This window comes from Kitasatospora sp. NPDC059812, assembly GCF_042732075.1.
Lineage (GTDB): Bacteria > Actinomycetota > Actinomycetes > Streptomycetales > Streptomycetaceae > Kitasatospora.
The window spans coordinates 58,438-71,783 of record NZ_JBHWIO010000039.1 but is presented as its reverse complement, the minus strand read 5'-3'; the positions used below and the strand labels follow the sequence as shown (position 1 = coordinate 71,783).

The following is a 13,346-nucleotide window of genomic DNA, read 5'->3' as shown; positions in this document are numbered from 1 at the left end:
AGCGCCTCGCGCTCTCTCTCCTCCCCTCCCCCGCGGTGCGACCGCTCGCGCGATCCGCTCGCACTCGGGGGGGGGTGGTCGGGGCCCCCCCCCCTTCGCGCATGATTCTCCCTGATGACGATCTTGTCTGGATTTCGGACCGCCCGCCGCGCCGCAGGTCTGCCTGCGGCGGGCCTCGCGGTCGCGCTGCTCACCGGGTGCTCCGGCGGGGCCTCGGAGGCCGAGCTGGCGTACAAGGCCGACTACGCCGCCCATCCGCACCTGCGGGTGACGGGGTACCCGTCCACCGGCACGCTCGGCGTGGTCCAGCAGCTGGTGTGGCGGCTCGCCGAAGGGGCCGAGGGGCGGCTGGCGGAGCTCGGCGCCTCGGACGGCGGGGACAACGGGGACAGCGGGGACGCTTCGGCGGCCTGGGTCCGCGAGTACGGACGGGGCGCCCAGGGGGCCGTCACGGCCGACTTCCAGGACGACCCTGCCGAGCGGCAGACCGTGGTGCTGACCTTCCACGACACCGGGCAGGTGAAGGAGCTGGTGCTCCGGCCCGGCGGCCGCGACGGCGGCGACGGTTGGCGGGTCGTGCTGCGGTAGCTGTCGGGGCCGCTGGGCTGGGCCCCGGCCGTCGGGCACGCCCGAGGGGCGGCACCCGTGCGGTACGGGTGCCGCCCCTCGGCGGATGTCGGCGGCTTCAGGCGCTGTCCGGCCTAGATGATCAGGCTGAGCGGCATGATCAGGGCGATGGCGACGACCGAGATCACCGTCTCCATCACCGACCAGGACTTCAGCGTCTGCCCGACGCTCATCCCGAAGTACTCCTTCACCAGCCAGAAGCCGGCGTCGTTGACGTGCGACAGGAAGAGCGAGCCGGCGCCGATCGCCAGGACCAGCAGGGCCGCGTGGGTGGAGGACATGTCGGCGGCGAGCGGGGCGACGATGCCGGCGGCGGTGATGGTGGCGACCGTCGCCGAGCCGGTGGCCAGGCGGATCAGCACCGCGATCAGCCAGCCGAGCAGCAGCGCCGAGATGTGCCACTTGCTGGACCACTCGCTCACCGCGTTGCCGACGCCCACGTCGATCAGGGTCTGCTTGAAGCCACCGCCGGCGCCGACGATGAACACGATGCCGGCGATCGGGCCGAGCGACTTGCCGACGGTGTCGGAGATCCGCGCCTTGTCGAAGCCGGCCGCCTTGCCGAGGGTCAGCATGCCGAGCAGGGTGGCGGCGAGCAGCGCGATCAGCGGCGAGCCGATGAAGTCGAACACCCGCTGGCCCAACGCCTTCGGGTTGTCGATCACCACGTCGGTCAGGGCCTTGCCGAGCATCAGCACGACCGGCAGCAGGATGGTCGCCAGCACCGCGCCGAAGGACGGGGTGTGCTCGGGCTTGGCGCTCTCCTCGGGGGCGGTGGCCTTCGGGATCTCCAGCGGGCCGACCCAGCGCTCGGCCAGCCGGGAGAACAGCGGGCCGGCCACGATCAGGGTGGGCACGGCGATCAGCAGGCCGAGCGCCAGGGTGATGCCGAGGTCCGCCTTCAGGGCGTCGACGGCGACCAGCGGGCCGGGGTGCGGGGGCACCAGGCCGTGCAGCACGGACAGGCCGGCCAGCGCGGGGATGCCGATCCGCATCAGCGGCACGTTGCCGCGGCGGGCGACCAGCAGCACGATCGGGATCAGCAGGACGACGCCGACCTCGAAGAACAGCGGCAGGCCGAGGACGGCGGCGATCAGCGCCATCGCCCAGGGCAGCGCCTTGTTGCCCGACCGGGCCAGCACGGTGTCCGCGATGATGTTGGCGCCGCCGGAGTCGGCGAGCAGCTTGCCGAGCATCGCGCCCAGCCCGATCAGCAGGCCGACGCCGGCCACGGTGGAGCCGAAGCCCGTGGAGAAGCTGTTGAGCAGCTTGTCGAACGGGGCGCCCGCGACGGCGGCCAGCAGGCCGGAGCCGAGCGTGAGGGCGAGGAAGGGATGCAGCTTCAGCTTGGTGATCAGTAGGACGATCACACCGATGCTGAGCAGGACCGCGATCAGCAACTGGGAGTCGCTGCTGGTGTGCGGCAGGGCCGGTGGGGCGGCCGCGAGCAGAGTGGGGGACATACTCACGCGAGGTCTCCATTGACCGGCCGCAGCAACGCCACGGCCATCTCGACGAGTTCTTCGGGGGACGGACCGACGTCCAGGACGGCGCCGCGCTCGTGCGCGCCCAGGGGTTCCAGGGCGGCGTACTGGGAGTCGAGCAGCGACGGCGGCATGAAATGGCCGGTGCGGTGGGCGAGCCGGTCCTCGACCAGCTCGTGACCGCCGCTGAGGTGCAGGAAGTAGGCACCCGGGCAGGCCGCGCGCAGGGTGTCGCGGTAGCGGTGCTTCAGCGCCGAACAGGTGACCACGCCGCCGGTGCCGTCCTCGGCCCGCTCCTTGAGCCAGGCGCCGACGGCGCGCAGCCAGGGGGCGCGGTCCTCGTCGTCCAGCGGGATGCCGGCCGACATCTTGGCGATGTTGGCCGCCGGGTGGAAGTCGTCCGCCTCCGCGTAGGGGAGGTCGAGTCGTTCGGCCAGCAGGCGGGCCAGGGTGGTCTTGCCGACACCGGAGACGCCCATCACCACGATGGTGAGAGGGCCCGCCGGTGTCACTGCCGGGAAGTCGTGGTTCTCGACGCTGAGAGCCATGGGTGGTGCTCCTTCGTTGCCTGGCCGCCACTATCGCCTCAAAGATATGACGTATTCAAGTGGTGGAAACCAAATCGTCATACTTTTGAGCTGTGGGGTAGATCGCAGGGCGCGGGACCCGGTACGCGCCGGTGGTGACGGCGGGACGGGCGTCTACGCTGGGCGGATGGAGATCCAGGGGCTGCCCGGTCGGCTGCTTGACGAGCTCGGGCCCGCGATCGCGTCGGGGGAGATTCCCGAGGGTGCGGTGCTGCGCGGCGAGGAACTGGAGGAGCGGTTCGGGGTGTCCCGGACGGTCGTCCGGGAGGCGGTGCGGATCCTGGAGGGGATGCGCCTGGTGGCGTCCCGGCGGCGGGTCGGGATCACCGTGCAGCCCAGGTCGCTCTGGGACGTCTTCGACCCGCTGGTGATCCGCTGGCGGCTGGCCGGCGCGGACCGCTCGGCCCAGCTGCGTTCGCTCGGCTCGCTGCGGGTGGCCGTCGAACCGGCCGCGGCCGCGCTCGCCGCGGTGCACGCGAGCGACGACGACCGGCGCCAACTCGGCTCACTGGCCGTGGAGTTGACCGTCTCGGCGCGGGCCGCCGACCTCACCACCTTCCTCCGGCACGACATCGAATTCCACGCCACCGTGCTGCGCGCCTCCGGCAACGAGATGTTCGCCCACCTCGGCGACACCGTGGGGGCGGTGCTCACCGGGCGGACCGAGTACCATCTGATGCCCCATCAGCCGGAGCCGTACGCGATCCGGCTGCACCGCGAAGTCGCCGACGCGATCTGCGCGGGGGACGCCGTCCAGGCCGAGCAGGCCATGCGGACGATCGTGGCGGGCGCCCTGGAGGAGCTCAACCAGCAGTTGGGCTGACCTCCCCCGGCGGCGGGCCGCCCGCTGCCGGCTGCCCGGATCACGCGCTTTGACGGCAGTTCGGTGGATTCGGACGCATAGTCCTGGTTCGGCGGGGCAGAGTGAGGCAAGGGGGCGCGTTTCGCGTGCGCCCGTCCCGTGTCCGCCGCCGAGTCCGCGCCTGGGGGTCGATCGATGTCCGTGCCACGCCGCCGTCGCCGCCTGCCCGACGAGGTGCGCGCCGCCGCCGTCCGGGCGGTGCTCTGCCTGTCCTTCACCCTGGTCGGCGTGGTCGTCGCCACGCTCGCCTCGTACGCGGACAGTTGGCTGATGACGCCGGCGCTGATGACGATGGGGCTCGGGGTGTTCGGCACGATGTGGTGCCTGCTGGAGATCCTGATCTCGCGCCAGGTCGCCGCCCAGCGGCAGCGCGCGCCCGGCTCCGCGCACCCGATGGCGGGCAACCGGGCGCCCGACCCGCTGGCCGCCCGGCCGCTCCCCCGCCCCGGCGGGCCACAGCGCCAGCCGCGACTGCCGGCCGCGTAGGACACCTGCGGCCGACAGTCGCGGTCAGCCCTCCGGGACGGCCCGGTAGTGGGTGGTGAGCCGGCCCGTGTCGTCCAGGACGTGGAAGGCGAGCATCGGCGGCTGGGTGAAGGAGATGCCGGGCCCGCCCTCGCAGGGCAGCGTGACGGTGGAGACCACACCCGGGGCGACCAGCAGGGGCAGTCCGGCGAAGGTGGTGGCGGCGCCGGTGTGGGAGTGGCCGCAGAGCAGGCCGGCCACCCGGGGGTGCCGGGCCAGCACCGCGCCCAGCGCCTCCTCGCCGAACTGGCGGATCGGGTCGACGTTCGGCAGGTGCAGGACGGCCGGCGGGTGGTGGAAGGCCACCAGCGCCGGCAGGTCGGCGCGGCCGGCCGCCAGTTCGGCGTCCAGCCAGGCCAGCGTCTCCTCGTCCAGCAGGCCGTCATCGCGGCCGGGGATCGAGGAGTCCAGCATCAGCACGTCGGCGCCGGGCAGTCGGTGCAGCCGGTTGACCGGGCCGTCCGCGGGGGCCTCGCCGAGCAGCACCTCCCGGTAGGGCGCCCGGCGGTCGTGGTTGCCGGGGCAAATGAGCACCGGGTACCGGGAGTCCAGCACCTTGGCCACCTGCTCGTACTCGGCGGGCAGGCCGTGGTCGGCGAGGTCCCCGGTGACGAGCACCGCGTCCAGCGGGCCGGGCAGGGCGTCGAGGTACGCCATCACCTGCCCGGCCCGCCGCCGGGCGCGCCTGCCGCCGTCCCGGCGGTGCTCCTGCCCGAGGTGGATGTCACTGAAGTGCGCGATCGTCAGCATGCACGCCACGCTAGTCAGTTGAGGACTGCGCCGGAACCTCGGCCGGACGCTTGAACATCCGGGTGGCGGTGATCTCGCCGTGGATGGCCGGGCCGTCCGGGTCCTGCGGGGCGGGCAGACCGGGGCGCAGGTGCTCCTCGACCGAGATGTACTTGAGGCCCGCCCGCAGGTCGGCGTCGTTGCGCAGCCGGATGACCAGCGGGAACTCTGCGAGCGCGGTGGTGTCGAACAGGCCGGTGGTGTAGATCAGTTGGACGCCGAGCGCGTCGGCCACGGCCCGCTGGAGCTCCAGCAGGTAGGTGGCGTTCGCGCGGCCGATCGGGTTGTCCAGGAACAGCGTGCCGGCGTGCCGCAGCTGGGACTGGCCGCGGTCGTTGGCGCGCAGCGCGGCCATCGTGCAGTACAGCGCGATGGCGGCGGTGAGCAGCTGGCCGCCGGAGAAGACGTCGGACATCTGGCCGACGCCGACCCGCTCGGCGCGCAGCACCGCGTCCGGCTTGAGGATCTCGACGCTGACGCCCTTCGGGCCCATCGCGGCGGCGACCCCGCGCAGCAGCAGGGACATGCCGTCGCGGCGCAGGTCGCTGTTCTTGCGGACGGCGGCGCGGGTGGCCTCGTCGATGACCTCACCCAGGCGCTCGACCAGGGTGGCGTGGTCCGGGTCCTCGAAGCGGATCCGCAGGAACTCCTGGCCGGACCACTCCCCCAGGCCCTCGGGCAGCCGGGAGAGCCGCTGGGCGGCGCGCAGGGTGGTGAGCGAGGACTCGACCAGGCCGCGCAGGCGGTCGACGATCGAGCCGCGGTTGCGCTCCAGCTGGGCGAGTTCGTCGGTCAGCACGCGCAGCCGGGGCGCGAAGGCGGCGGCCCAGGCGGCGGCGTGCTCGGGCAGCGCGGCGGCGGGCAGTTCGCGGATCTGCTGGCGGGCGGGGGTGCGGACGGCTTCGTAGCGGGCGGCGTTGGCGTGCCGGACGAGGGCGTCGGAGGCGTCGCGGACGGCGAGTTCGGCGGAGGACAGCTCGCCGGCGGCGGTGCGCAGGGCGCGGCGGGCCTCGGCGGCGGTGCCGCGCGCCTCCGGCAGCGAGCCGAGGTAGGGCTCGGCGGACTGGCCGTCGTCCTCCTGCTGCTCGCGCAGGCCGTCGCGCAGCTGGCCGGCGAGTTCGTCGAAGTCGGCGGCGGCCGACTGGGCGGCGTCGAAGGTGCGTTGCAGGTCGGCGTGCGCGGTGCGGGCGGCGTCCAGGGCCTCCCGGCGTTCGGCGAGCCGGCTGGTGGCGGTGCGCAGCAGGACCTGGGCGTGCTCGGGGTCGGCGGGGACGAGGTCCTCGGGCAGTTCGGTGTGCGCCTCGCCGTCGGCGGGGGCGGAGCGCTCGGCCTCGCCGCGCAGGCGCCCGAGCTGCTCGCTGGCGGCGGCGGAGCGGGCCTCGATGGTGGCGACCAGGTCCTCGGCGCGGGCGGCCGCGGCCTGGCGGGCCGGGCCGTCGGCGCCGTCGGGGCTGCCGAGGAGTTCCTCAGCGCGGGTGCGGACCTTGTTGGTGAGGCGGTCGAGTTCGGTCGCGGCGGCGGCCTCGTCGCCCTCGGCGCGGGCCTGCTCGGCGCGCAGGTCGGCGCCGACGCCGACCTTCTCGTACAGCTGGGAGGCGGCGCGGTAGGCCTCGCGCAGGGCGGGCAGTGCGGCGGGGGCGGTCTCGGCAGGCTCGTCGGCCTGCTCGGCGGCGGGGATCTCGGCGCGTTCGGCGCGCACGGTACGGGCGGTGCGGCGGGCGTCGTCGGCGGCGCGCTGGGCGGCGCGGCGGTCCTCGTCGCAGGTGCGGGCGCGTTCGGCGCAGACGGCCTGGCGGCGGTCGCACTCGGCGGCGTCCTCGGCGAGTTCGCGCTGGCGGCGGGCCCAGTTGGCGCGCTCGCGCAGCCGGAAGGCGAGGCCGGAGAGGGCGTCGGCGCGGCGGCGGGCGCGCTGGGCGGCCTCGCGGTGCTCCTCGTGGGCGGCGGCCGCGGCGGCGTGGTCGGTCTCGGCCTCGTCGTGGTCGGCGCGCAGGGTGACCAGGGCGGCGGCGGCCTGCTCGGCGTGCTCGCGGGCGGCCTCGGCGGCGGCGGCGAGTTCGGCGAGGGTACCGGGCGGGCAGCTGGCGTGCCAGGAGGCGAGGCGGGCGGCGAGGGCGCGGTCGGCACCGAGGCGGGCGGCGAGTTCGCGGATGTGCTCCTCGCGGGCGCTCGCCCGGGCGCGCAGTTCGCGGCGCTCGTCGTCGGCGGCGGACTCGTCGTGCATGGCCGGGTTCGGCGGCACCAGGAAGAACGCGGGCTGGTCGGTGATCGGGGCGATCAGGGAGGCGGCGGCGCCGACGGCGACGGTGGAGCGGGGCAGCAGGGCGGCGGCCTGCAGGGCCTCGCGGGCCCGCTCCAGCGAGGCCGGGTCGGTGACGACGACGCCGTCGACGAGTTCGGGGCGGGCGGCGAGGATCGCCTCGTGGTCGGCCGGGTCGACGGACTGGGCGAGGTAGCGCCAGCCCGGCAGGGCGGGGATGCCGTGCTCGGCGAGGTACTCGACGGTGGCCAGGACGTCCGGGCCGGGCGGCAGCAGTCCGCCGTCACCGAGGGCGGCGAGGATGCGGGAGTCGTCGGCGGCGGCGGTGCGCAGGTCGAACAGGGTGCGTTCGGCGGTGGCGATGGACTCGTCGAGGAGTTCGCGCAGGTACTCGGCGTTGCGGTCGAGGACGGCGGGGGTGAGGAAGCCGGCGTCCTCCTCGGCCCCTGACCCGTCGTCGCTCCAGTCGGTGGGTGCGGGGGTCAGGGATAGCAGGTCGGAGAGGCGCTGCTCGGTGGCGAGCAGGGCGGCGGTGCGCTGCTCGGCGGCGAGCGCCCGGGCGGCGGCCGTGCGGGCGTCGCCGGCGCGTTCGGCGGCGAGTTCGGCGCGGCCGGTGGCGGCGGCGGCCTCGCGCAGCCGGGCGGCGCAGGCCTCGGCGGCCGTACGGGCCTGGGCGAGGGCGGCGCCGGCGGCCTTCTCGACGTCGGCGGCGTGCAGGGCGGCGCGGGCCGGGTCGACGTCGCCGTCGGCGTCGATGAAGCCGGCCTCGACGGCGGCGGCGGTCTCCTGCTCGACCTCGGCGAGGCGCTGGCGCAGGTGGTCGACCTCGCTGCGGGCCTTCTGGGCGGCGGTGGCGGCCTCGGTGGCGTCGGACTGGGCCTTGGCGCCGTCGTCCTGGAGCTCGCCGGCGCGCTTCTCCTCGGTGTCGGCGCGGGCCTCGGCGGCCGCGGCGGCGCCTTCCAGGGCGCGGGCCAGGGCGGTGGCGGCGCGGGCACGGGCGGCGAGCGCGGGGGCGGCGTCGAGTTCGGCCTCGCGGATGGCGGCGGCGACCCGGGTGATCCGGTCTGCGGCGGCGCGCTGGCGCAGGACGGCCTCGGCGGCCTGCCAGGCGGAGTGCAGGGTGCGGGCGTCGATGAGTTCGCGGCGCAGTGCGGCAGCCTCGGCGGTAGCCGCGGCGAGGCCCAGGGTGGCGTGCCGGTGGGTGAGTTCGGCGGTGATGAGGGTGTGCCGGGTGCGGTCGGCCTCGGCGGCGGTGACGGCGCCCGCGGCGGCGGCGACCTCGATGGCGAGGTCCTGGGCGCGGTCGCGTTCGGCGGCGGCGCGGGAGGTGAGGGCGTGGGCGAGGCGGCGGGTGCGGCGTTCGGCGGTGCGGTGGGTCTCGCGGACGCTCTCGCGGGCGCCGGTGGCCTCGACGATGCGTTCCAGCAGGTCGAGGGAGCCGGCGGTGAAGTCGCGTTCGGCGGTGAGTTCGGCGCGGCGGCCGAGCTTGGCGGCGAAGCCGTGGACGAGGTCGGCGAGGCCGTCGGTGTCCCGGGTGTCGGTGACGGCGCGCAGCAGCAGGTCGGTGAAGTCGCTGTCGTGCTTGACCGCGAAGAGGCCGGCGGCCTCGCCCTCGTCGGCGTTCATCTCGCGCTGGTAGCGGAAGAGTTCGGGGTCGAGGCCGAGTTCGCCGAGGTGCTCGGTCCAGCGGTCGTGGCCGTCCTCGAAGACCAGGTCGAGGTGCGGGTGGGCCTTGCCGGCCTCGGTGAGGGCGTCGCGGAAGCCCTTCATGGTGCGGCGGCGGCCGCGGGCCTTCTGGTCGCCGGCCAGGCCGATGCGTTCGGCGACCGGCAGCGAGTCCAGGGTGAGGCCGGGGCCGGGGCGGAAGGAGTACCAGGTCTCGGCGAACTTGCGCGGGTCGGAGGAGACCTGGCGGCCGCGCCACTCGCTGACCTTGCCGACCACGATCAGCTCGCCGGTGACGGTGTGCTGCCACTCCAGCGCGACGTGGCCACAGTCGTCGGCGAGCAGGAACTTGCGCAGCACGCCGGAGCTGGCGCCGCCGAGGGTGTTGCGGTGGCCGGGGAGCATCACCGAGAAGATCAGTTTGAGCAGGACGGACTTGCCACCGCCGTTCTCCAGGAAGAGCACGCCGGCCGGGGCGGGGCGGCGGACCGGGCCCTCGGTGTCCTCGCCGAACAGGCCGATCTGCTGCGGGGCCGGGTCGGCGACGGGCTCGCCGACACCGCGCAGGTCGAGCACCGTGTCGGCGTAGCGGGCGCCGGCCGGTCCGATCGAGTAGAGGCGGACCCGGTTGAGCTCGTACATGTGCGGCGGTTCTCCGTGGGCGAGTCGGGTAGGGGTGTCAGAGCGAGTGGAACGGCAGGCCTGCGTCGGCCACCAGTTCGTCGCCGTTGTCCGGCGGCAGCAGGCTGGCGGTGCCGTCGGAGACCGGGACGATGCCGAGGTCGAGCAGTTCGGCCATGGCCGCGCTGCCGGCCAGGTCGCGGACCTGGAGCTGGTAGCGGGCGGTGGTGCGGTAGGTGCCGCCGGAGTCGTCGGAGACCTTCTGCAGGAAGCCGGAGTCGACCAGGAACAGCACGGCCTTGGCGACGATGCCGATGGTGGAGCCGGAGAGCCGGCGGGCGTCCTTGGTGGCGCCGGTGGCGGTGCGCCGGGCCCAGACCCGCCAGGCGGCCTCCAGGCCGGGGGCGTCGGACTGCGGGTCGGTGTTGTCGCCCTCGGTCGCGGCCTGCTCCTCCAGGCGGCGGCAGGCCTGGCGGACGAAGGCGTCGACGCCGTTGACGGTGATCCGGCCGAGGTAGCCGTCGTCGGCGAGGTCCTCGGGCCGGGGGAAGGCCATCGCGGCGACGGCGAGGTGGGCCAGGCCGTGCAGGAAGCGGTCGGTGGACTCGGTGGCGGCGCGGCGCGAGTAGTCGCCCATCCGGACGGCGAACAGCGAGTCCTCGGCGGCGGCGACGGCCATGCCGGCGCGCGGCGAGACCTCCAGGACGACCAGGCCCATGCCGGTGGCGACGGCGTCGGCGAGCCGGGCGAACGGCGGGTCCTCGCGGTGGCGGCGGACGAGTTCGGCGTACTCGGCGTCGCGGGCGGGGAGCAGCTTGGCCTGGAGGCCGAAGGAGACCAGCCGGGCGGCGTCGGCGACGTCGCCCGGGGTGATCGGGGCGGGGGCCGCGGGTTCGGTCTCGGCCGCCCAGGACGTGTCGTGGTGGGTCGTCACGGGCGGTGCTCCTCGGGGCTGTTGCTAGTACGGGTGATCTGGTGGTGCGTCGAGACGGCGGCTTCGTCAGCCGGCGTCCTTGCGGTCGGCGGCCATGCCGGCCGCGTCGAGCAGGGCGCTGCCGACGATCAGGTCGGCGCCGCCGAACTGCGGGTCGCGCAGCGGGGTGCCGTCGTCCACGGCGAACAGCAGCCGCTCCTCGCCCTGCCGGTAGGCGGTGCCGACCGGCGGGCTGGCCGCGTGGACGGCCAGCAGGGCGACCAGGTACGGCAGCTCCGGGTCCTGCCCGCGGGCCTCGGCCAGCAGGCCGGAGAGCCGGCGGGGGGCGTCGGCGGGCAGGTCGAGCAGGAGCAGCGCGGCCTCCAGCTGGGCTTCGGAGAAGCGGCTGTCGTCCGGGGTGGCGACCAGGTCCGGGTCGGGCAGTTCGGCGCCGAGGTGCTCGCGCTCGACCGGCGGGGTGAGCAGCAGGTCGACCAGGTCGGCGACCCGGACGGAGACGGGGGTGCGCAGGCCGGCGCCGCGGGCGAAGAAGGCACCGGTGGGGCGGACGGCCTGCTCGACCGGCAGCCGCAGCACGGGGGCGAGCAGTTGGCCGTAGAGGTCGATGCCGCTGCGGGCGCCGGGGGTGGCGAAGGCCTGCCGGTCCTGCTCGGCGCGGAACAGCGGGCCGGCCTCCAGCAGGCGGGTCTGCAGCTTGGTGTGGCGGCGGATGCAGTCCTTGACGATGTCGAGCAGCTCGGCGGCGCGGCGCTTGTTCTCGGCCCCTTCGGGAGTATTCGGCTCGGCCTCGTCGCGGGCCTTGCGGATGTTGGTGAGAATCGCGTTCTCGTGCCGGTAGCGGTCGGCGATGTGGTCCAGCGCCTCGTCGATGAGGTCCGGGATGGCGCGCATCCAGTCGACGGCGCGGACGTTGCGCCGGGTCGCGTCGAGGGCGCGGCGCAGCGTCTCGGCGTACTGGACGGTGCGGTAGCGGGCCTGCTCGGCGGCGAGCTGGGCGTCGGCCAGGCGGCCGCGGCGGATCAGCACCTCCAGCTTGACCTCGGCGGCGATCTGGGCCGAGGTGACGTCGGTGTCGAGCGCGCCGACCAGGACGTTGACCGCCTCGTCGGTGGTGCGCAGGTAGACGCCGCCGTCGGGGCCGGGGACCTCCTCGATCAGCTTGAAGTCGTAGTCGCGCCGGACGTACGCGCCGTCCGCGCCGAAGGTGCCGTAGACGGCGCGGAAGCCCCGGTCGACGCTGCCGACGTTGATCAGCGACTCCAGCACCCAGCGGGCGACCCGCTCGTGCTCGGCGGCGGGGCGGCCGGCGGCCTGGGCGGCGACCCTGGGCAGCAGGCGGGCGAGCACTATGTCGCGGTCGGCGCCGGTGTCGAAGTCCATGTGCAGGGTGACCAGGTCGATCGCGGCGAGACCGACCTCGGCCATCGCGTAGCCGCCGTACTCGCCCGCCAGGTTGACCTTGCGGTTGTCCAGGTCGTGCAGGGGGGCGGTGCAGGCCAGCGCCTTGAGCCGGCGGGCCAGGCCCTCGTCGGCGGCGGGGCCGGGCGCGGGCCTCGCCGCGACGGACCCGGCGGGCGGCCGGGGGCCGGGCAGGGTGGGCGGGTCAGCGATGGCGGTCACGGTGCACAAGATTAGAGGTTCGCACCGACATCGACCGAAACGGGCCTTGTGGGCGGGCTGCGCGGCAGGCCGGAGGGCGTGTCGGGGGTGAATTCAGAACGGGATTTCGACGGGATTCCGCCAATTCCGAACCGATATTCGGCAAACCCGTGAAGACTGCGCGTCGCTACCGTGATGATCGGCCTATGATCACTCGACTGGTCAAAGCGGGCTTCGCCGCCGCGCTGTCCGTGACCACCCTCGCCACCGGTGCCGCCGCCTCGTCAGCCGCCCCCGCCGACGCCCCCGCCGTTCAGGGGCAGCACGTGACCGCAGCCCTGAACGGCTTCCTGCCGGGCACCACCCCTCCCGGACCGGGCAAGCTCTCGGTCGGCTGGACCTCCGCCGGCACCCAGGACCTCACCGGGCCGACCCACATCACCGTCGACCTGCCGCCCGGCCTCACCACCGAGCTCGGCATGTTCTACTCCACCCCGTACGACTACACCTTCACCGAGTCCGTCTCGCCCGACGGGCGCCACCTGGACGCCGTCCTCATCGGCACCCGCAGGCCCGGGCGCTACGAGTTCATGAAGCTGAACGTGGGCCGCGACTACACCCAGCAGCTGACCGGCCAGATCGTCGTGACCGTGTCCAATCCGAACGACACCGACCCGACCGGCCACGTGACGGCCCTGTCGGTCGACGGGACCACCCCGGCGCCGGTCGTCCAGGCGCCGCCCACGGTCGACGGCCTCGACACCACCACCGGCCCCGGCGCGGGCGGCACCGCGGTGACCGTCAGCGGCAGCAACCTGGCGCACGGCATGGTGCTGGTCGGCGGCGTCCCGGCGGCCGGCACCTGCACCGACACCGCCTGCACGGTGACCACGCCCGGCGGCTCGGGCAGCGCACCCGTCTCCGTGGTGACCCCCGGCGGCACGGTCGCGGCGCCGGCCGCCTTCGACTACACGGGCGCCCCGCCCCCGCCCCCGCCCGCGCCGACGGTCGGCAACCTGACCTACCCCAGCGGCCCGGCCGCCGGCGGCACCCAGGTGTACCTCCAGGGCACCAACCTGACGTACGGGACGGTCGCGTTCGGCGGGGTGCCGGCCGCGCACGTCTCCTGCGGCCCGTCCTTCTGCTCGGCCACCTCCCCGGCAGCGGCGGGCCCCGGCCCGGTGGGCGTCACGGTGACCACGGCGGGCGGCACCAGCGCCCCGGTGACCTTCACGTACACCGCGTAGTCCCGACGTACACCGCGCAGTCCGGTTGTTCCGATTCCCCGGGGGGCCCGCCCCCCGGCCACGGGGGGTGCGGGGGGGCGGGCCCGCCCCGCGGGCCGGGGGGGGCGCCCCCCCCGGGGGCGGGGGGGGGGGCCCCCCCCGCGGGCGGG

General features: G+C 75.0%; 10 protein-coding genes. 4 read left to right on the top strand and 6 right to left on the bottom strand.

The features are described from left to right. Positions 1–114: 114 nt before the first annotated feature. Positions 115–588 (top strand): hypothetical protein, encoded by a 474-nt coding sequence (locus tag ACFV6D_RS20740; protein WP_380338305.1) that lies wholly within the window; start codon positions 115–117, stop codon positions 586–588. 113 nt (positions 589–701) lie between these two features. On the opposite strand, the gene ACFV6D_RS20735 is transcribed toward ACFV6D_RS20740, so the two are convergent. Both ACFV6D_RS20735 and ACFV6D_RS20730 read right to left on the bottom strand, forming a co-directional pair. Then, entirely contained in the window at positions 702–2,090 is a 1,389-nt protein-coding gene (locus ACFV6D_RS20735; RefSeq protein ID WP_063350187.1) for a gluconate:H+ symporter, read from the bottom strand. Between the two features lie 2 nt (positions 2,091–2,092). After that, positions 2,093–2,659 (bottom strand): gluconokinase, encoded by a 567-nt coding sequence (locus ACFV6D_RS20730; protein WP_380338308.1) that lies wholly within the window; start codon positions 2,657–2,659, stop codon positions 2,093–2,095. Between the two features lie 166 nt (positions 2,660–2,825). Here ACFV6D_RS20730 and ACFV6D_RS20725 point away from each other — a divergent pair, with 166 nt between their 5' ends. Continuing rightward, on the top strand, positions 2,826–3,521 hold the full coding sequence (locus ACFV6D_RS20725; protein WP_380338311.1) for a FadR/GntR family transcriptional regulator: 696 nt from the start codon (positions 2,826–2,828) through the stop codon (positions 3,519–3,521). A 174-nt stretch (positions 3,522–3,695) separates the two neighbouring features. Continuing rightward, positions 3,696–4,046, top strand: coding sequence for a hypothetical protein (locus tag ACFV6D_RS20720; RefSeq protein WP_380338312.1), 351 nt, complete (start codon positions 3,696–3,698; stop codon positions 4,044–4,046). A gap of 24 nt (positions 4,047–4,070) precedes the next feature. On the opposite strand, the gene ACFV6D_RS20715 is transcribed toward ACFV6D_RS20720, so the two are convergent. The 4 genes from ACFV6D_RS20715 to ACFV6D_RS20700 form a co-directional block, all read right to left on the bottom strand. Beyond that, complete coding sequence (locus ACFV6D_RS20715) at positions 4,071–4,835, bottom strand: metallophosphoesterase (RefSeq protein ID WP_380338314.1); 765 nt, start codon at positions 4,833–4,835, stop codon at positions 4,071–4,073. A 10-nt stretch (positions 4,836–4,845) separates the two neighbouring features. Beyond that, the gene (locus tag ACFV6D_RS20710) at positions 4,846–9,438 is read right to left on the bottom strand and encodes a hypothetical protein (protein ID WP_380560668.1); all 4,593 of its coding nucleotides are present in this window, start codon (positions 9,436–9,438) and stop codon (positions 4,846–4,848) included. A gap of 37 nt (positions 9,439–9,475) precedes the next feature. Then, a complete protein-coding gene (locus ACFV6D_RS20705) occupies positions 9,476–10,351 on the bottom strand; it encodes a hypothetical protein (RefSeq protein ID WP_380560667.1) in 876 nt (291 codons plus the stop codon). A gap of 66 nt (positions 10,352–10,417) precedes the next feature. Beyond that, on the bottom strand, positions 10,418–11,971 hold the full coding sequence (locus ACFV6D_RS20700) for a hypothetical protein (protein ID WP_079136051.1): 1,554 nt from the start codon (positions 11,969–11,971) through the stop codon (positions 10,418–10,420). A gap of 185 nt (positions 11,972–12,156) precedes the next feature. Between ACFV6D_RS20700 and ACFV6D_RS20695 the strand changes: the two genes are divergently transcribed. Then, a complete protein-coding gene (locus tag ACFV6D_RS20695) occupies positions 12,157–13,197 on the top strand; it encodes an IPT/TIG domain-containing protein (protein WP_380560666.1) in 1,041 nt (346 codons plus the stop codon). Positions 13,198–13,346 lie beyond the last annotated feature (149 nt).

What these genes read in the sequence shown, in the direction of transcription:
- ACFV6D_RS20710 (WP_380560668.1), bottom strand. Translation starts at nt 9,438, where the DNA reads ATGTACGAGCTCAACCGGGTCCGCCTCTACTCGATCGGACCGGCCGGC.
- ACFV6D_RS20725 (WP_380338311.1), top strand. Translation starts at nt 2,826, where the DNA reads ATGGAGATCCAGGGGCTGCCCGGTCGGCTGCTTGACGAGCTCGGGCCC.
- ACFV6D_RS20695 (WP_380560666.1), top strand. Translation starts at nt 12,157, where the DNA reads ATGATCACTCGACTGGTCAAAGCGGGCTTCGCCGCCGCGCTGTCCGTG.
- ACFV6D_RS20740 (WP_380338305.1), top strand. Translation starts at nt 115, where the DNA reads ATGACGATCTTGTCTGGATTTCGGACCGCCCGCCGCGCCGCAGGTCTG.
- ACFV6D_RS20730 (WP_380338308.1), bottom strand. Translation starts at nt 2,659, where the DNA reads ATGGCTCTCAGCGTCGAGAACCACGACTTCCCGGCAGTGACACCGGCG.
- ACFV6D_RS20720 (WP_380338312.1), top strand. Translation starts at nt 3,696, where the DNA reads ATGTCCGTGCCACGCCGCCGTCGCCGCCTGCCCGACGAGGTGCGCGCC.
- ACFV6D_RS20735 (WP_063350187.1), bottom strand. Translation starts at nt 2,090, where the DNA reads ATGTCCCCCACTCTGCTCGCGGCCGCCCCACCGGCCCTGCCGCACACC.
- ACFV6D_RS20715 (WP_380338314.1), bottom strand. Translation starts at nt 4,835, where the DNA reads ATGCTGACGATCGCGCACTTCAGTGACATCCACCTCGGGCAGGAGCAC.